Source organism: Marivirga sericea, from assembly GCF_900177665.1.
Lineage (GTDB): Bacteria > Bacteroidota > Bacteroidia > Cytophagales > Cyclobacteriaceae > Marivirga > Marivirga sericea.
The window spans coordinates 908,531-926,912 of sequence record NZ_FXAW01000001.1 but is presented as its reverse complement, the minus strand read 5'-3'; the positions used below and the strand labels follow the sequence as shown (position 1 = coordinate 926,912).

16 protein-coding genes and 1 tRNA gene are annotated in these 18,382 nt (G+C 35.9%); 15 read left to right on the top strand and 2 right to left on the bottom strand.

The window, feature by feature from the left end; genetic code table 11:
• Nucleotides 1-120: 120 nt before the first annotated feature.
• The 11 genes from B9Y84_RS03705 to bshB1 all read left to right on the top strand — a co-directional run bounded on the left by B9Y84_RS03705 (nt 121) and on the right by bshB1 (nt 12,658).
• The gene (locus B9Y84_RS03705) at nt 121-513 is read left to right on the top strand and encodes a hypothetical protein (protein WP_085515735.1); all 393 of its coding nucleotides are present in this window, start codon (nt 121-123) and stop codon (nt 511-513) included.
• Nucleotides 514-572: 59 nt separating this feature from the next.
• Nucleotides 573-3,062, top strand: coding sequence for a PIG-L family deacetylase (locus tag B9Y84_RS03700; RefSeq protein ID WP_085515734.1), 2,490 nt, complete (start codon nt 573-575; stop codon nt 3,060-3,062).
• A 154-nt stretch (nt 3,063-3,216) separates the two neighbouring features.
• Nucleotides 3,217-3,666: a MarR family winged helix-turn-helix transcriptional regulator gene (locus tag B9Y84_RS03695; RefSeq protein WP_085515733.1), complete on the top strand. Its 450-nt coding sequence runs from the start codon at nt 3,217-3,219 to the stop codon at nt 3,664-3,666.
• A 40-nt stretch (nt 3,667-3,706) separates the two neighbouring features.
• The gene (locus tag B9Y84_RS03690) at nt 3,707-4,066 is read left to right on the top strand and encodes a DoxX family protein (RefSeq protein WP_085515732.1); all 360 of its coding nucleotides are present in this window, start codon (nt 3,707-3,709) and stop codon (nt 4,064-4,066) included.
• An 8-nt stretch (nt 4,067-4,074) separates the two neighbouring features.
• A complete protein-coding gene (locus B9Y84_RS03685; protein ID WP_085515731.1) occupies nt 4,075-5,076 on the top strand; it encodes an alpha/beta hydrolase in 1,002 nt (333 codons plus the stop codon).
• Nucleotides 5,077-5,526: 450 nt separating this feature from the next.
• Entirely contained in the window at nt 5,527-7,152 is a 1,626-nt protein-coding gene (locus tag B9Y84_RS03680) for an LptF/LptG family permease (RefSeq protein ID WP_085515730.1), read from the top strand.
• Nucleotides 7,153-7,220: 68 nt separating this feature from the next.
• On the top strand, nt 7,221-7,496 hold the full coding sequence (gene rpsO / locus B9Y84_RS03675) for a 30S ribosomal protein S15 (protein WP_085515729.1): 276 nt from the start codon (nt 7,221-7,223) through the stop codon (nt 7,494-7,496).
• A gap of 143 nt (nt 7,497-7,639) precedes the next feature.
• A complete protein-coding gene (gene pnp, locus B9Y84_RS03670; RefSeq protein ID WP_085515728.1) occupies nt 7,640-9,781 on the top strand; it encodes a polyribonucleotide nucleotidyltransferase in 2,142 nt (713 codons plus the stop codon).
• A 103-nt stretch (nt 9,782-9,884) separates the two neighbouring features.
• Nucleotides 9,885-10,748, top strand: a complete 864-nt coding sequence (locus tag B9Y84_RS03665) for a sigma-70 family RNA polymerase sigma factor (RefSeq protein ID WP_013452378.1) — start codon at nt 9,885-9,887, stop codon at nt 10,746-10,748.
• A gap of 121 nt (nt 10,749-10,869) precedes the next feature.
• Nucleotides 10,870-11,838, top strand: a complete 969-nt coding sequence (gene trxB / locus B9Y84_RS03660; protein WP_085515727.1) for a thioredoxin-disulfide reductase — start codon at nt 10,870-10,872, stop codon at nt 11,836-11,838.
• 100 nt (nt 11,839-11,938) lie between these two features.
• Nucleotides 11,939-12,658 (top strand): bacillithiol biosynthesis deacetylase BshB1, encoded by a 720-nt coding sequence (bshB1, locus tag B9Y84_RS03655; protein WP_085515726.1) that lies wholly within the window; start codon nt 11,939-11,941, stop codon nt 12,656-12,658.
• Between the two features lie 216 nt (nt 12,659-12,874).
• Here the strand turns inward: bshB1 and B9Y84_RS03650 are convergent, their stop codons facing one another.
• The gene (locus B9Y84_RS03650) at nt 12,875-14,101 is read right to left on the bottom strand and encodes a glycosyltransferase (RefSeq protein WP_176223698.1); all 1,227 of its coding nucleotides are present in this window, start codon (nt 14,099-14,101) and stop codon (nt 12,875-12,877) included.
• Nucleotides 14,098-14,739 (bottom strand): pyridoxamine 5'-phosphate oxidase, encoded by a 642-nt coding sequence (gene pdxH, locus B9Y84_RS03645; RefSeq protein WP_085515724.1) that lies wholly within the window; start codon nt 14,737-14,739, stop codon nt 14,098-14,100. The genes B9Y84_RS03650 and pdxH overlap by 4 nt, the downstream gene beginning before the upstream one ends.
• Before the next feature lie 114 nt (nt 14,740-14,853).
• Between pdxH and miaE the strand changes: the two genes are divergently transcribed.
• The 4 genes from miaE to B9Y84_RS03625 all read left to right on the top strand — a co-directional run bounded on the left by miaE (nt 14,854) and on the right by B9Y84_RS03625 (nt 18,220).
• Entirely contained in the window at nt 14,854-15,438 is a 585-nt protein-coding gene (gene miaE, locus B9Y84_RS03640) for a MiaE family protein (RefSeq protein WP_085515723.1), read from the top strand.
• Nucleotides 15,439-16,017, top strand: a complete 579-nt coding sequence (locus tag B9Y84_RS03635; RefSeq protein WP_085515722.1) for a YqgE/AlgH family protein — start codon at nt 15,439-15,441, stop codon at nt 16,015-16,017.
• Nucleotides 16,018-16,078: 61 nt separating this feature from the next.
• Nucleotides 16,079-18,013: a DUF349 domain-containing protein gene (locus B9Y84_RS03630; protein WP_085516034.1), complete on the top strand. Its 1,935-nt coding sequence runs from the start codon at nt 16,079-16,081 to the stop codon at nt 18,011-18,013.
• A 134-nt stretch (nt 18,014-18,147) separates the two neighbouring features.
• Nucleotides 18,148-18,220: transfer RNA gene (locus B9Y84_RS03625), tRNA-Thr, on the top strand.
• Nucleotides 18,221-18,382: the final 162 nt, after the last annotated feature.

The window sequence follows — 18,382 nt, the reverse complement described above, 5'->3', positions numbered from 1 at the left end:
TCTATCCTTGTTGATACTGGAATCAATCATTAAAGTTGGGATTAATTTCAACTAAGAAGACATAATCTAGGGATCTTTAAAGCGAAGCAGTATTTTTGGATTAATAAAATGAAGTAAAAGATGATACAAGCTTGGATGCGTGGGGTACTTTTAATTGCCTCAGTTTATAATATGGCATGGGGTGTTTTTCTAATCTGGAGTCCGGATAGTTATATCAAGTGGATGACGGAAGGTGCTCAAAGTGAGAATCAATGGGTTTTTTATCAAGCTATTGGTATATTGGTGGTGGCCGTCATGTTATTCATGGGTTTTCTTAAACCCCTAAAGTTCAAATGGCCAATTTTACTATCTTTTTTGGCTAAGCTTTTTGGGGGATTGGTAGTCTATTTGATTGTCATGGACTCTCAGTTCACTAAAAAATTCATGTTTCATTTACTCATGAATGATTTAGTTTGGCTCGTACCACTTTTATTAATTGTCATAGCTGCATTCAAAACAGAAAAGAGCCGTTGAACCATAATAGTTTGCGCAGTGATCAGATTTTGCTTAAATCGCCTAAAAATTTTACCAAAATGAGATATTTCTTATCGATTTTTTTATTCATTATTCTTACTTATAATACTTCTGCACAGGTAAAAGATCCTGTACCTGCTTCAGAAATTTTACATCAGATGCAGAAGCTGGAAAATACTACTAGAGTTTTATATGTTGCAGCTCATCCTGACGATGAAAATACCCGACTCATTGCTTATCTAGAAAATGGAAAGCAATTTGATGCTGCCTATCTTTCACTTACCAGAGGGGATGGTGGACAAAACGTAATTGGGCCGGAATTAAGGGAAGGTCTGGGGCTAATCAGGACGCAAGAACTGTTAGCTGCTAGAGAAATAGATGGAGGAAAGCAATTTTTTACAAGAGCCAATGACTTCGGGTATTCTAAAAATCCCGATGAGACCTTCAATAAGTGGGGAAAGGAAGAAGTCCTTTCTGATGTAGTTTGGACCATTCGTAATTTCCAACCTGATATTATCATAACAAGATTTAATCAAACACCCGGCATAACACATGGTCATCACACTGCTTCAGCAATATTAGCCAAAGAAGCTTTTGATAAAGCAGGTGATCCAAAAGCTTTCCCTGAGCAATTAGAGTTGGTAAATGCTTGGCAGCCCAAAAAAATCTATTGGAATACATCTTCTTGGTTTTTCAGCAGAGGTGCTGATTTTGATAAGTCGAAATATGTTACTGAAAATGCCGGTGGCTATTCTCCGCTGTTGGGTATCTCTTATACGGAAATGGCAGCTTTGAGTAGAAGTAGGCATAAATCTCAAGCTTTTGGTACCGCAGGAAGCAGGGGTGATGAGACCGAATATTTTGAGTACTGGGATGGGCCAGTTGATGATAAGGAGCTTTTTTTAGGGGTAGAACACTCATGGGCGAAATTCGAAAATGGACAGAAGATTCAAAAAGCCATTAGTAAATTAATAGCTGATTTCCAGTTCAACCATCCTGAGGCCTCAATAGATCAGCTTTTTGCAATTAAGAAACTTATAGAAAACCTTGATGAATCAGCAGTAAAAAAAGAAAAGCTAAAAGCAGTAAAAGATCTCATTCTTCAATGCGCAGGGTTTTATCATATGCTTTTTTATGATAATCAATATGCATCTCCTGGCGATAATATGAACATCAACCTAGAACTAGTCAATCGTTCAGATGTCAAAATTGCCATAGTTTCAGCTAAATTAAATCAAATTAGTATGGACTTAGGTATTTCAGGAGAATTGAAAAATAATCAGGTAAAAATGAACAGCTTTGAAGTCAGAATTCCAACTGATTTTCCTTATTCTAATCCATATTGGTTAAATGATCCTTCCTCGAATGGATTGTACAAAGTGGAGGATCAAAAATTAATTGGGAAAGCCGAAAATGAGCCTGCTATTGAAGCGGAAGTGACTTTAAACGTGAATGGAAATGATTTAACTTTTAATACTCCACTGAAATATAAATCTTCAGACAGGATTAATGGAGAAATCATTCAACCGTTTTATATTATCCCTCCGCTTTCAATTGAATTTGCTGAGGAGGTGTCCATATTTACAACCAAAGACCAGCAAAAAGAGATATCTATTAAAATTAAGGCTTTACAAGATGATATTTCAGGAAGGTTGGAACTGGAGCTTCCAAAGGGATGGAGAACTAATATGAAGGAAAATGATTTGCGTTTTGAAAATCTAGTAAAGAATTCATCAAAAAATTTCAAAATCAATATCACTGCGGGTGAAAATCAAGGCAAATTTGATCTTAAAGCTTATGTCAGCGTAGAAGGTAAGCCAATTGATAAAAGTGTCCAAGAGATACAGTATGATCATATACCTAATCAAGTGATTATTAGAGACGCCCAGCAAAAATTGGTATTGGCAGACGTACAAATTAAAGGCGATAAAATAGGTTATATAGAAGGTGCAGGCGATGCAGTCGATGAAGCATTATTAGCAATGGGCTATACCGTAGATTTTATCGATATTGAAAAAATAGGTGTTGCTGAACTTAAAAATTACGATGCAATAATTGCAGGGATCAGAGCTTATAATGTTAATAGTTCTTTGCAAGTGCATTATGGAAAAATGAATGAATATATGAAATCAGGTGGGGTGTACTTGGTGCAATATAACACTACCTACAGTTTGCCTGATACTGATTTTTGGCCGTACCCGTTGCAGTTGTCACGAGATAGGATTACGGTAGAAGAAGCTGCATTGGAGTTTATCAGCCCGGAGCATCCTGCTTTAAATTACCCAAATAAAATAATGAAAGATGATTTTGGCGGCTGGGTACAAGAGCGTGGCCTATATTTTCCAAGTAGTTGGGATCAGAGCTACGTACCAATCTTAGCAGGAAATGATCCTGGTGAAAGTGAAAAGAAAGGGGCTTTATTGGTAGCGCCTTATGGAAAGGGCAAGTTTGTTTATACCGGATTAAGTTTTTTTAGGGAATTGCCTGCTGGGGTCCCAGGAGCGTACCGTCTATTGGCAAATTTATTAGCTCCTCGTCCTTCGGAATAAGTAGAATAGGAACGTTTATCAAAATTTTTAGATAGTTGGTCGATTAAATGTTTAAACATAGAAACAAATAAGATACTTTCGTGTTTAATGTATTAACAATACATAATAAAGTAAACTATTAGTTAATACATAAAGGTCTAAAACAAGAAAAAAGATGAAGTTAGAAGAAGAAATTAAGCAGTCGAAATTCGAAACCGAAAGACAAAAAGCGATCTTAAACGTAATTTATACTGCTAATTGGATTGGTTCAATTCAGCATAAGATTTTTAAAAAGTATAAATTAACTTCTCCCCAGTATAATGTTTTGAGAATCTTAAGAGGTAAATTTCCTGATCCTCTAACCGTTTCTTCTATCCAAGAAAGAATGCTTGATAAAATGTCAAACGCGTCTCGTTTAGTAGATAAATTGGTGGAGAAAGGATATGCGGAAAGATCTACTTGCATGTATGATAGAAGACAAGTAGATGTTGTCATTACATCTGCTGGTCAAAAATTACTAAAAGAAATTGAACCTGAACTTTTAGATTTTCATAATGCGGAAATGGTTTTGACCGAACAAGATGCAGCAGCAGTTAATGAAGCATTGGATAAAATTAGAGGATAATTTTTTTTATATTGGGTTGTTTTAATAAACGAAGATTAAAATGAGCCAAATAGCAAATATTGGAAGGTTTCTTTTTGCCATCCCGATGGTGGTATTTGGGGTATTTCATTTTGTAAACACTAGAACTTTACAAAATGTGGTACCCTCTTTTATTCCCGGCCAAACTTTTTGGGTATACTTAACAGGGGCAGCGCTTATAGCTGCAGGTATAAGCATATTAATTAAAAAGCAAATACAACTAATTTCTAATCTACTGGCTGTTATGTTATTAGTTTTTGCACTTTTTGTGCATTTCCCTCTTGCTCTTGAAGGTGATCAATTAGCGGCAAGTTCTTTACTGAAGGATATAGCGTTAGCTGGGGGAGCATTTGTTTTAGGTCATTATTTTAAAAACCATTAATAGAGATCATGAAGATACTCAAAAGAATAATCATTGGATTGGTCGCTGTATTAGTTGTTTTTATAATTCTTTATCTCATTGGACCCAAAATCCAACCTCCGAATTTCGCACAAAATTTACCTGAGATTCCAGCAGATATTATTTCATTAGAAAGCTGGTTAGCAGACAAGGAATCTTTACAAAAAGATATAAAACCAAATAACCAGGCTCAAATAGTATGGGGTAATGAAGAACTGTACCAAACAGAATACGCTCTTGTCTATCTTCATGGTTTTGGAGCGAGTCATCAAGAGGGATTCCCAGTCCACAGACAGTTAGCTGATAGCTTACAAGCTAATTTATTTTTAGCCCGTCAAAAAGGACATGGACTTTCCTCCCAAGAAGCTTTTAAGGGTTTAACCGCCGAGTCTTATATGTTGTCAGCCATGGAAGCTTTGGCAATTGGTCAGCAATTAGGTGAGAAAATTATTTTGGTCGGAACCTCTACCGGAGCAGCACAGGCCATCTGGTTAGCTGCTGAATTTCCCGAAGCAGTGGATGCACTTATCTTGTACTCACCATACATCGCTTTGAGAGATGCATCAAATGAAAAATTAGTATTAGGGCCATGGGGAGCTAATATTATGGAATTGGTAATGGGAGGTGATATTAATCATGAAGTTAGACCAGATTCTGTAGCTGCCTTTTGGTCGGAATATTATCATCTAGATAGTTATTTCTCTCTTTTCAGTATGATCAATAAAAGTATGAAACCAGAAATTTTTGAAAAAGTGAACTGCCCTGTTTTTATGGCCTATTATTATAAGGATGAGGATAATCAAGATGATGTAGTTTCGGTTAGCGCTATGCAGCAGATGTTTGCTCAACTTAAGACCCCTACTAAAAAAGCAATTGCCTTTCCAAAATCAGGTAATCATGTTATTGCCAGTGACCTTCGTTCTAAAGATTGGGAAGGGGTAAGAGATAGTAGTTGGATGTTCATTAAGCATAAGGTCCTACAAGCAGAATAATTTTAACGCAGAATTTCAGCTACTCATTAAATATCCAGGTCCTTAGTTTTGTATTGCTTAATGACCTCTAGAAATTAAAAAGACTCAAAGCTCATTTTTTGAATATAAGAAATAAAGTTTTATCTAGCTTTTTGATATGGAGAATCATCTTTTTAATTCAAAAAATCAATTGCTCTACAGATTTCAAAAAAAACTTTTGCGTCCGAGAACGGATAGTTTTTAATAGTTGAAACAAAATAATCAAAATTCAGAAGTTATAAGACTGCAATGCACAGAATAGCGATAGTTTTTCGAATAAATTTTTGAAAATTGGTGATCATTATCTACTCTAGATTTATAATAATTTTGATGATTTTAATCTAAATTTACTTCTTTAGCATAATTCTTGTTTCTTTGTAAGTCAGATTAAAAAAAGTGAGTGTATTAACATTTCAATTCAATAATTTTTGAATGAAGAAAATAGATAAATTAATCCTAAAATCATTTATTGGTCCTTTTTTGATCACCTTTTTTGTGGTGGTTTTTATTTTATTGACCCAATACATGCTCAAGTATTTTGATGATTTTGTAGGTAAGGATTTGGGCTTTAGTGTATTTGCGGAACTAATAGGTTATTTCAGTATCAATATGACTCCGATCGCCTTTCCTTTGGCCGTTTTGCTTTCATCCTTAATGACATTCGGGAATTTAGGAGAGCATTTCGAACTAACAGCCATTAAGAGTGCAGGTATATCATTGGTGAGAGTCTTGAGACCACTTTTTGTGTTTGTGGTGTTTTTAAGTGCACTTGTTTATTACTCCAATAATTTTATTGTACCTAAAGCAAATTTAGAGGCCTTCAGTCTCTTATATGACATCAAGCAAAAGAAACCCTCTATAGATATCAAGGAAGGTGCGTTTTATGGAGGTATACCAGGTTATAGTATTAAAGCGAATAAGAAGTTTGATGATGAAAAGTCTCTAGGTGATCTTATTATTTATAATCATTCTGATAAAAAAGGGAATACTGAGATCATTTTGGCTGATTCCGCATTGATGTATACAATCCTCGGAGATAAATACTTGGTTATGGAGCTATTTAATGGCAAAAGCTATACAGAAGAAGATGCTAAGAAACCAAATAAACCTTCTAATTATGTCCGTAACGTATTTCAGCATAATAAAGTCGTATTCAGCTTAGCCTCTTTCGAGATGGAAAGAACTGATAAGGACTTATTTTCATCTAATCGAATGATGAAAAATGAGAGCGAATTACGGAATGATGTGGATTCAATGCACAATGATATCATCAAAGCGAAAAGGACCATATACAGATATACCCCTCGCTTCTTCAATATGCACTTACAGGAAGTCGAAGAAATAAAGCCTAAAACTGTGGTGCAGTGGGAAGAACAGAAAAAAGATACCATATCTGCAAACTCTGACTCAATAGCAGAAAGTGAGGATCACTTAACTAGTGCAGATATAGAAGATGGAAAAAATGTAAAATTTGATAAAGCTAATTATAAGAGGAAGGATTCTAAAAATAGTAATGAACAGAATCAAATTGCTCAACAGCAAGATAGTGTTATTTTAAATTATGATTCAGCTTTGGTGGCAAAAGCAGACAGCGTATATGCACAGAGAAATAGGGGAAATAATAATTTGGTTGATAAGCCTAGATTTGCCAAAAACAGATTGAAAGGAGAGAATAGGAGAATTGAATCACGTGAATTTGAAAGTAATGTTTATGGAATAGAAGCTAATGCAAAATTATCTCAGGCAGTAGCTTGTATAGTAATGTTCTTAATTGGAGCTCCATTGGGAGCTATTATAAAAAAAGGAGGCTTAGGCTTTCCTGTAATTGTGTCTATATTGTTTTTCATTGTATCGTACGTGATCAATACAACAGGAATAAAGCTGGGCAGGGCAGGAGATATTAGTAACTTTTGGGCTGTATGGACCTCCAATCTAATATTACTTCCATTCGGCTTGTTCTTTTTAAGACAAGCAAGAAATGATTCGAGATTATTTGAAACAGATTATTATGCTGTTAAAATTGCCAAGCTTTTTAAAATATTTAAAAAGGAAAAATAAGCAGTTTTTTTGTTCACAAGAAATTATACGTATATTTGCGCCTTTAAAATAATTTAATAACGCTAACTATGTATTTAGACACAGAAAAGAAAAAAGAGCTGTTCAAAAATCATGGTCGGTCAAAAGCAGATAATGACACGGGTTCGGCAGAATCTCAAATTGCGCTTTTCACCTTCCGAATCAATCATTTGACGCAGCATTTAAAAGTAAACAAAAAAGATCACTCATCAAGAACTGGTCTTTTAAAATTAGTAGGAAAGAGAAGAAGATTGTTAGATTATCTTTACAAAAACGAAATTGAAAGATACAGAGCAATTATTGCTGAGTTAGGATTAAGAAAATAATACAATTCATTTATAAAAAAGGGAATCTGATGGGTTCCCTTTTTCCATTATAATCACCTCATTACGAATACCACATCTTTTACAGGACGTGTATAGCAAATGCGGCAAAATTAACAAGACGAGAAAACAGTAAAAAAATATTTATGGCTATACCAAATGCAATTAAAAAAACTTTCAACCTACCTGATGGAAGGGAAATAAGTATAGAAACGGGAAAATTAGCAAAGCAAGCAGACGGATCAGTTGAAGTAAGAATGGGTAATACTATCTTACTTGCTACGGTTGTTTCAAACAAAGAAGCAAGAGAAGGAGTAGATTTCTTACCAATGTCTGTTGATTACCAAGAAAAATTTGCCTCATCGGGAAAAATACCAGGCGGATTTTTGAAAAGAGAAGGAAGACTTTCAGATTACGAAATTTTAACTTCTAGATTGGTGGACAGAGCCCTTCGTCCATTATTCCCATCTGATTATCATGCTGAAACTCAAGTGATGATTCAGCTTTTTTCTTTAGAAGAGAACGATTTACCTGATGCTTTAGCAGCATTGGCAGCATCTGCGGCTCTTACGGCCTCAGACATACCATTTGCAGGACCTATTTCTGAAGTAAGAGTAGCGAGAGTAGACGGCAAAATGATTATTAACCCCACTTCAACGCAATTAGCAGAATCTGATATTGATATGATCATTGCTGCTACCATCGATAATATTATGATGGTGGAAGGAGAGATGGAAGAGATTTCAGAGGAAGAAATGGTAGAAGCTATCAACTTTGCTCATGAAGCGATCAAAGTACAGTGCCAGGCACAATTAGATTTAGCTCAAGCTGCAGGTAAAACTGAAAAACGTGAATATAATCATGAAGAGGAACCTGATCCTGCATTAGAAAAAGAAATTTTCGACAAGTATTACCAGCAGTTTTATGATATAGCTGCGAAAGGTTTGGCAGACAAAGCTGAAAGAGCTCGTTTATTTTCAGAGATAAAAGATTCATACATTGATGCTCTACCTGAAGACACTGAAATCAGTTTGTCACTGGCTAAAAATTATTTGAGCGCAACTCAAAAGAAGGCAGTTAGAAATGCCACTTTAGAAACTCGCAGTAGGCTTGACGGTAGAAAATTAGATGAAATCAGACCTATTTGGAGTGAAATAGATTATTTACCATCCGCTCACGGTTCTGCTGTATTTACAAGAGGAGAAACGCAATCATTAACCACTGTAACATTAGGTACTAAGCTTGATGAGCAAATGGTAGATGGAGCGGTTCACTCTGGATACAATAAATTTATTTTACATTATAATTTCCCAGCATTCTCCACAGGAGAAGCGAGACCAAACAGAGGACCTGGTCGAAGGGAAGTAGGCCATGGTAACTTGGCGCTTAGAGCATTGAAGCAAATTTTGCCTTCTCCGGAAGAATTGCCATACACTATTCGTGTTGTTTCTGATATTTTAGAATCCAATGGTTCGTCTTCAATGGCAACTGTTTGTGCTGGTTCATTGGCATTAATGGATGCTGGAATCCCTATTAAAGCTCCAGTTTCAGGTATTGCAATGGGATTAATCTCTGATGCTGAAACTGGTAAATATGCTATTCTTTCTGATATTTTAGGTGATGAAGATCATATTGGAGATATGGACTTCAAAGTGACCGGAACTGAAAAAGGGATCACAGCATGTCAAATGGATATTAAAGTAGATGGTCTTTCTTCAGAATTATTGATGGAAGCATTGAATCAAGCGAAGGCAGGTCGTGATCATATCAGAAATGAAATGTTGACCACCATTGCTGCTCCAAGAGAAGATTACAAACCAAATGCACCAAGAGTTGTAAATATCGAGATTGATAGAGAAATGATTGGCGCTGTCATTGGACCTGGCGGTAAAGTAGTTCAGGAAATCCAAAAGACTACCGGGGCAACAGTTGTGATCGAAGAAACTGAAAAAGGTGGTAAAATTAATGTGTTTGCAGTTAATAAGGATTCACTAGATCAGGCTGTGAAATGGATTAAAGGGATTGTTGCTAAACCAGAAGTAGGTGAAGTTTACGATGGTGTTGTGAAAGCAGTTCAGCCTTATGGTGCATTCGTTGAAATCATGCCAGGAAAAGATGGTCTTTTACATATCTCTGAAATCAAGCATGAAAAAATAGAGAATATGGAAGGTGTTTTAGAAATAGGAGAAGAGATTAAAGTGAAGTTGATAGACATCGATAAGAAGACAGGAAAACTTAGACTATCAAGGAAGGTATTATTACCTAAACCAGAAAAAGAAGAGAAATAATTTCATTTTTAATGAAATATTCACATTTTTGATGTAGAGAGGGAACTGTTTGGTTCCTTCTCTATGTTAAGGGTTCGTTTAAATTTAAATCTAAAATCAATTAATGAGACAGCTCAAGATTAGCAAGCAAATCACCAATCGGGAGAGTCAATCGCTCGATAAGTACTTACAAGAAATAGGTAAAGTAGATTTGTTAACCCCGGACGAAGAAGTAGATTTAGCCGTTCGGATTAAACAAGGTGATCAACTTGCACTTGAAAAATTGACTAAAGCCAATTTGCGTTTCGTAGTGTCTGTAGCCAAACAATATCAGAATCAAGGTTTATCCTTAGGAGACTTGATTAATGAAGGAAACTTAGGTTTGATTAAGGCAGCACAAAGGTTTGACGAAACAAGGGGTTTTAAATTCATTTCTTATGCAGTATGGTGGATCAGACAATCCATATTGCAAGCACTGGCGGAACAATCACGTATTGTTCGTCTTCCATTGAACAGAGTAGGATCTTTAAATAAGATTTCTAAAACCTTCTCTACTTTGGAGCAAAAGTTTGAAAGAGAACCATCTCCGGATGAGTTAGCTGAAGTTTTAGAGGTTACTTCTAATGAAGTGGTAGACACCATGAAAATCTCTGGTCGTCATGTATCTATGGATGCGCCTTTCGTTCAAGGGGAAGAAAATAGTCTTTTAGACGTATTGGAAAATGACGGTGAAGAGTCTCCTGACGATGAATTGATGAATGATTCATTGAGAAGAGAGGTGCAAAGAGCATTATCTACTTTAACTCAAAGAGAAGCTGATGTAATCACGCTTTACTTTGGCTTGAATGGAGAGCACTCTATGACCTTAGAGGAAATAGGAGAGAAGTTCAACTTGACAAGAGAGAGAGTACGACAAATCAAAGAAAAAGCCATTAGAAGGCTTAGACATACATCCAGGAGTAAAGCCTTGAAGCCTTACTTAGGATAGATTTTTCGTAACAAATGATACATAAAAAGGTCTTTTAGAAGACCTTTTTTTATTTAATTAATTAAATTCACATCTGTTTTAGTAGAAGACCGTAACATTACTTAAGAAATTATTGAGCGTTATGACAGAAGAAAAAGTAAATGTATTAATTATAGGTTCTGGACCAGCTGGATATACAGCTGCAATTTATGCTGCTAGAGCTGGTTTAAACCCAGTCATGTATCAAGGGGGCCAACCTGGTGGTCAATTGACCATTACCAATGATGTAGAAAACTATCCTGGATATCCCGATGGAATTAATGGTCCACAGATGATGGTGGATTTCCAAAAGCAAGCGGAGAGGTTTGGAACTGATGTTCGATTTGGATTAGCAACGCAGGTTGATTTTAGTGGCTATCCTCATAAAGTAATAATTGATGATAAACATGAGATCACTGCAAATGCTGTCATTATCTCAACAGGAGCGTCCGCTAAATGGCTAGGTTTGGAATCAGAACAAAGACTGAATGGCATGGGTGTATCTGCTTGTGCCGTTTGTGATGGTTTCTTTTATAAAGGCCAGGATGTGGTTGTGGTAGGTGCTGGAGATACTGCTGCTGAAGAAGCTACTTATCTTTCCAATATATGCAATAAAGTAACCATGATCGTTAGAAGAGATGAAATGAGGGCTTCTAAAATCATGCAAAGACGGGTAGAAAAAGCTAAAAATATTGAAATTCTTTGGAATAGTGAAACTGAAGAAGTTTTAGGTAAGGATGAAGTAGAAGGAGTGAGAGTAGTGAACAATGTGACAGGAGAAAAAACGGAAATTAAAGCTACCGGCTTTTTTGTTGCAATTGGTCACAAACCTAATACGGAGATATTTAAAGACTTCCTAGATTTGAATGATGCAGGTTATATTATTACGAAGAGTGGAAGCACCAAAACAAAGGTAGAAGGTGTTTTTGCTTCTGGTGACGCCCAAGATTTCATCTACCGACAAGCCGTAACGGCTGCAGGAACCGGTTGCATGGCAGCTTTGGATGCGGAGCGATTCTTAGCGGAAAAGGAAGATGAATTAGAAGAGGAAGAAGTAGCTGAGAAGGCGTAAAAATAGTAATAAGGAGGGTTTTGCTCTCCTTTTTTATTGCGTTTATCAATGTCAAAACACTAATTGTAATTGTAGGCTTTAGTGAAATTTAAATTACTTTATGAAATTAAATATTTTAGCTTTCGCAGCTCATCCCGATGACATAGAACTAGCTTGTGCAGGAACTTTAGCAAAGCATGCTGAGATGGGAGAGGATGTAGGAATCATTGATCTCACAGAAGGAGAAATGGGTACAAGAGGGACTCCGAAGCAGCGATTGAAGGAGGCAGCTGAAAGTGCCGCTGTTCTAGGGGTAAAAGTTCGTGAAAATCTTGGTTTTGAAGATGCATTCTTTAAGAACGATTTAGCTCATCAGACTGAAATTGTAAGAAAAATTAGACAATATAAACCTGAGATTGTGTTGGCTAATGCCGTTTCGGATCGGCACCCTGACCACGGGAAGGCTTCTGATTTGCTTTCTGAATCAATATTTTTAGCTGGTCTGAAAAAATTTGAAACAAAAGATGCTAATGGGCAGCTACAAGAAGCTTATAGACCTAATAAGGTATACCATTATATTCAAAGTTTACCCATTAAACCGGATTTTGTAGTAGATGTAAGCGAACAATGGACTAAAAAGATGAAATCTGTTAAAGCATTTGCATCACAATTCCATAATCCTGAGTCGGATGAACCTGAAACCTATATTTCGAGTCCACGGTTTATGAAAATGATTGAAGCGAGAGCGATGCAGTTTGGACAAATCATAGGTGTTGATTATGCAGAGGGTTTTACGGTAGAAAGGTATTTAGGTGTAAAGGATTTGAACGGACTCATTTGATCCACTTTAAAGATTTTACGAAGTAGATAGTATAAAATTACCAGCAATAGCTTAATGTCAGACTTGTGATAGTTTGACATTGTTTTCTTCATATATGAATGTGACAGCCTGAATATTATTCAACTAAAATTTTCAATATGCTTTAAAAATCCTATGCTACCTGGCATACCTTTTCATTAGAAATAGAGTTCTTTTCGAAACTAAATTAATGTTGAGTCAAAATCTTTCACCATCTAAATCTCTAAAAATCCTAAGGGCTTCAATAGCATTTAACTGTGGCTTGTCCAGTAGATTCACTGCACTCAGTAACTTGGCTGATTGCTCTACTAATTTCTGTTCGGGATAGTAGTTATCTCTAAGAAAATGAACGAGCTTGAGCATTTTGAAACCATTAAACCATTCAAAAAACCTTTTCTTCAAGTGTTGATCATTGCTGGCTTGTGCAATCACTTTATCCAGTTCCATTTGTAAGTCAGAGTCTCTTAGAAATGCTCGTATTTCCAAGGGTAAATTATTTAAAAGTGATGCTTTGCTAATATCGCTCAGGAAGCTTTTCACCAGCTTAAAAATTTCAAAATTGTAGCTTAAATGAAGATCCTTTTTTTGATTTTGATGCTCTTGCATGGCTCTACCGGTTCCGAATGGAACTCTGTCAGATAGACGGGGAGAAGGAATTACCTTAGTAGTAGTAATATTATGAAAATCCCCTAGTGGAATGATTTTGTGCAAAAAATAGAAATCCTCTCCTGCTTTTCGTTGATTCATCCCACCTTGCTTTTGATAGATGGAAGACCTCACAGCCATACTTGAACCAATAGTATGATAGGCAAAAGGGTAGCCTGCATATTTCAACGCCTGAATATAGTACCGTAAATGTAATTCGTACAAAATGATCGCTGAATTTAAATTTCCATTCTGAATCTTGAGTGGGTGCTCGTAATGAATAGAGGCAGCAGTAGCATTTGGATAGTTAAGGAAATGTTGCTCTATTTCTTGCAGATAGTTCGATTGACAGGTACTATCGGCATCAAAGCATAATATTATACCATCTTGATCGATACTATTTAATCTAAAAGCAGCTTCATCCATGCCAATTTTTCGAGCAAGTCCTACTCCCGCTTTTTTGCTTGGTAGATCAAAAGCTTTAACAATATGAATTTTTAGTGAAGATGGATTATCAGTCACATACTGCTCAATTTCGGCTACCGTTTTTATGCTTTGCTTTTTGATACTAGCCGAAGCATTATCTGGATGGTTTATCACCCAAATTACTTCAACCGGATTTAAAGTTGGCTTACATGTTATTAGAGAATTCAAAGTTGGGGAAATATCATCTTCCTTAAAAGATGGAATAACAACTGTAATAAAAGTCCCCTTTTTGATCGGTTCTTTTATAAACCGTTCTGGATAAGCATAACGCTCAAAGTATATCCTAGAACTCAAGGAGCTAATCTTTCAATGGTCCAGCTACCGCCTTCATTTAATGAATATTGAACTCTATCATGTAATCTACTTGGTCTACCTTGCCAAAATTCGATCATAGTGGGTGTTACAGCATATCCGCCCCAGTTTTCAGGTCGCTCTACGGCTCTATTTTTGAATTTTAATTCGATCTCTTCTAATCGCTGATCTAATACTTCCCTGCTTTTTATTACACTGCTTTGGGGTGAGACCCAAGCACCTATTTGACTTCCTCTAGGTCTGCTTTGGAAGTAGCTGTCACTTACTGTTTCTTCAACTTTTTGAACTCTGCCTTCAATTCTGACTTGTCGTTCTAATTCAGGCCAAAAAAAATTTAAAGATACATTGGCGTTTTGACCCATCTGTTGACCTTTATTACTATCATAATTGGTATAGAAAATAAATTGGTCATTTTCTACTCCTTTTAATAACACAATCCTTGAGGCTGGTTTATTGTCAACTACGGTGGATAAAGTCATGGCATTAGGTTCCATGATTTCGGCACTTAGCGCCATGTCAAACCAACTCATAAACTGCTGAATGGGGTTATTGTCTACTTCTGAAGCTTCTAAACTCATGGAGGTGTATTCTTTTCGGATGTCTGCTAAAGATTGCTTCATATATTTTTTTGAGATTTCTCTTTAAATTATTAGTGGCTTATAGAATTTAAAATTATTATTGTTTCAAATTGTATCCAATTATTGGGAGATAAATAATGAAAATAATTTATTTAAATGAAATTAAGGATTGATTTAAAAGCTAACAGCAGCCAAGAATGGATTGATACTGTGATGGCCGATTTTGACAGTTTTTTACAAGATCATGCGAATTGTGAGAGAAAAGCCTCTGGAATGGCCATGAGTTTTGTAGCTAAATTTCCTGATAGATTAGAAATTATCCCTGAACTTATTGATACAGCTGTTGAGGAATTAGAACATTTCAGAGATGTCTATGCTATAATGCAGTCAAAAGGAATATCATTGCCACATAAAATTGAAAAAGATTTTTATGTGGATGATTTAATCAAGATTTGCCGATCGGGTAGGGAAGAACGATTTATGGATCGATTGCTTTTGGCATCTTTAGTGGAAACGAGAGGAGCGGAGCGTTTTAGGATGGTGTATGAAGCATTACCAGAGGGAAACTTAAGAAAATTTTATCATCACTTGTGGGCATCAGAAGCTAAACATGGAGAAATTTTTGTAGATATGGCGCTTCATTATTTTGATAAAGAGCAAGTATATAATAGATTAGATGAAATGAGTGAAGCAGAAGCTAAGATTTTGACTGCCTTACCATTAAAAGCAGCATTGCATTAAATGGAGTTTTTTGAATTCAAAAATATTGAGCAACCGCAAAAGGGAGATCTATTACTCTCCGAGCCATTTTTGCCTGATCAAAATTTTGACAGGACAGTGATCTTGCTATGTGAACATAATGAAGAAGGTTCATTTGGTTTTATTTTGAATAAACTTTCTATCCTAAAAGTGGACGAGGTTCTGCCTGATATAGGTAGTTTTGAAGCAAGTCTCTTTGTGGGTGGCCCTGTCCAACAGAATACCTTGCATTTCATTCACGATATAGAAGAACTTAAAGATGGTGGGCAGAAAATCACAGATGGCTTATTTTGGGGTGGAAACTTTGAGGTTCTGCAGAGTATGATGCTTGCAGGAGAGATTAATAAAGATAAATCACGTTTTTTTGTTGGCTATAGTGGATGGTCAGAAAATCAGCTACAAGAAGAGATTGATCATAATAGCTGGATAATAGCGCGCGGGGTTCATCCGTCTTATATATTTAAAAGTCCTCCGGAGACGCTATGGAAAAGTATTTTAGAGAAAATGGGGGGGCGATTTAAGATTTATGCGAATTACCCGTCTGATCCCAATCTGAATTGATTGAAACTTTTCACATTTTTTAATTAATATTGTAGCTTGTATTGCAGAAAGTAAAATGATTATGATAGACGAAAAAGGTACTTCTGAAAATCCAGAGGAAAATAATTCTGAAATGGATAAAGAGAAGGAGCATGTGGAGCCCACATCAGAAAAACAAGCTGAAGCTTCTGTTGCAGAAGAAAAAGAAGAAGAAAAGAAGGATGAAATCCCTGTTCAAGAAAGCGAAAATAAAGTAACTGAAGATTCTGATGCGGGAGAAGAGCAGGAAGATCATGATGATCATGATGAAGTTCCCGATTATTCTGAATTTAGCAAAGAACAATTAGTGGAAGCCATCAAAGAAGTTTCCAAGAGCGATGATTTCAAAAAAACAGATCGAATCATCAACGAATTAAAACCGGTCTTTGATGAAATTTATGAAGCTGAAAAAAAAGAAGCTTTCGATAAATTCATTGCTGAGGGCGGAGAAGAAGCTGATTTTGCCATGAAGCATGATGAGCTAAACGAAAGGTTTGAGGCGAACTATCAATTATATAGAGATAGAAGAAAAAAACATTACAAGGAACTCGAACATCAAAAAGACGATAATCTTAAGACTAAATTAGATATATTGGATAGATTACGGGATTTAGTAGATGGTGAAGAAACCATCACAAGTCTTAATGTAATTAAAGAAATTCAAAAAGAATGGAAGTCTGTGGGCCCGGTTCCAGGCAGCCAATCCAAAACGCTCTGGGCCAATTACAATGCGCTTCTGGATCGATATTATGATCAGAGAAGTATTCTTTTTGAGTTAAAAGAACTAGATAGAAAGAAGAATCTAGAAGCCAAAAATGAGCTGTGTGTAAAAGCGGAAGAGTTAGCGCAGTCGGAGGATGTACCTTATGCTATAAAGCATTTGAATGATCTTCATGATGAATATAAACATATAGGACCGGTTCCGAAGGAAGAACAGGAGCCACTTTGGCAAAGATTTAAAGCAGCCTCTGATGCTATTTATGATAAGCGTAAAGAGTTTGTAAAAAATCTAAAAGAGATTCAAACTGAAAATTTAGAAAAGAAAGAGGAGATCATAGAGAAGCTTAAACCCTTTTTAGATTTTGATTCGGATAGAATCAAAGAATGGAATACTAAAACAAAAGAGATTTTAGCGATTCAAAAGGAATGGGAAGCAACTGGCCAGGTTCCTAAAGAAAATGCCAAAGAAATTAATAAAAATTTCTGGGGTAATTTTAAGTACTTCTTTGCCAATAAGCATGAATTTTTCAAACGCCTGGATGGCATGCGTGAAGAAAATTTAAAGAAAAAGCAAGAATTTGTAGATAAGGCTAAAGAGCTCTGTGAAAGCACCGAATGGAACAAAACAGCCGATCAGCTGAAAGGTCTACAAAGACAATGGAAAGAGGTTGGTCCGGTTCCAGAGAAATTTAGAGAAAGCATCTACCAAGAATTTAAGGCTGCTTGTGATAAATTCTTTGAAAATAAAAGAGCGGGTTCTCAAGATGCTCAAAAGGAGTTTGAAGAGAACCTTAAAGCTAAGGAAGATATTATTTCTCAAATTAATGGCTTAGAACCCGGCGATTTAGATCAATTGGAAGCCTATGAGCAAGCCTATGGTAAAATAGGATTTGTACCGAAGGAAGCCATTCAAAAAGTAAAAGAAGACTTTTCTAAAGCCATTCAAGATTTCATTGATAAGTCTGAGAATGTGCTTAATGATGAGCAGAAAGAAAAAGTCAAGCTGATGGCTCAAATCACCAAGATTATGTCAGGGCCAAATTCAGATCGAAAATTGAATCAAAAAGAAAACTCTATTAGAAAGAAGATTGGAGATTTGCAGAATGACATCGTAACATGGAAAAATAATATGGAATTTTTCGCTTCTTCAAAGACTGCTGATAAACTTAAAAAAGAATTTGAAGAAAAAATAAAGGATGCAGAAAAGGAAATCTCCCTGTTAAAGAAGCAGTTACGTATAGTTCGTTCGATAGATTAAAAATTTCTTTAATATTTTTTAGGAAAGTGGTTTGGATTAATAAAAACAGCCTTTATATTTGCATCCGCATTCAGGGATAACAAAAGGTTAACAACTGAATAAAGCGTTTAGAAGTCTTTCTAAAATGCTGTATTGCCTCCTTAGCTCAGCTGGTAGAGCAACTCACTTGTAATGAGTAGGTCGTTGGTTCGAGCCCGACAGGAGGCTCAAGATTCAAAGCCATTCGCAGTAGTGCGGATGGCTTTTTTTATGCACATTCCTTAATTGGATGACAGATTCCCCCATATTTTTAACTATTTAGCTTACTAAATTAAAGTATAAAATTATACCACATTCTAAAATAATTAGTGTTGAATGCGTTTAGATTAA

Bases quoted from the DNA above. Each gene is read 5' to 3' on its own strand.
- miaE (WP_085515723.1), top strand. From the start codon at position 14,854: ATGAAATTAAGGATTGATTTAAAAGCTAACAGCAGCCAAGAATGGATT.
- B9Y84_RS03685 (WP_085515731.1), top strand. From the start codon at position 4,075: ATGAAGATACTCAAAAGAATAATCATTGGATTGGTCGCTGTATTAGTT.
- rpsO (WP_085515729.1), top strand. From the start codon at position 7,221: ATGTATTTAGACACAGAAAAGAAAAAAGAGCTGTTCAAAAATCATGGT.
- B9Y84_RS03705 (WP_085515735.1), top strand. From the start codon at position 121: ATGATACAAGCTTGGATGCGTGGGGTACTTTTAATTGCCTCAGTTTAT.
- B9Y84_RS03680 (WP_085515730.1), top strand. From the start codon at position 5,527: ATGAAGAAAATAGATAAATTAATCCTAAAATCATTTATTGGTCCTTTT.
- trxB (WP_085515727.1), top strand. From the start codon at position 10,870: ATGACAGAAGAAAAAGTAAATGTATTAATTATAGGTTCTGGACCAGCT.
- B9Y84_RS03630 (WP_085516034.1), top strand. From the start codon at position 16,079: ATGATAGACGAAAAAGGTACTTCTGAAAATCCAGAGGAAAATAATTCT.
- pdxH (WP_085515724.1), bottom strand. From the start codon at position 14,739: ATGAAGCAATCTTTAGCAGACATCCGAAAAGAATACACCTCCATGAGT.
- B9Y84_RS03695 (WP_085515733.1), top strand. From the start codon at position 3,217: ATGAAGTTAGAAGAAGAAATTAAGCAGTCGAAATTCGAAACCGAAAGA.
- B9Y84_RS03700 (WP_085515734.1), top strand. From the start codon at position 573: ATGAGATATTTCTTATCGATTTTTTTATTCATTATTCTTACTTATAAT.
- B9Y84_RS03690 (WP_085515732.1), top strand. From the start codon at position 3,707: ATGAGCCAAATAGCAAATATTGGAAGGTTTCTTTTTGCCATCCCGATG.
- pnp (WP_085515728.1), top strand. From the start codon at position 7,640: ATGGCTATACCAAATGCAATTAAAAAAACTTTCAACCTACCTGATGGA.
- bshB1 (WP_085515726.1), top strand. From the start codon at position 11,939: ATGAAATTAAATATTTTAGCTTTCGCAGCTCATCCCGATGACATAGAA.
- B9Y84_RS03635 (WP_085515722.1), top strand. From the start codon at position 15,439: ATGGAGTTTTTTGAATTCAAAAATATTGAGCAACCGCAAAAGGGAGAT.
- B9Y84_RS03665 (WP_013452378.1), top strand. From the start codon at position 9,885: ATGAGACAGCTCAAGATTAGCAAGCAAATCACCAATCGGGAGAGTCAA.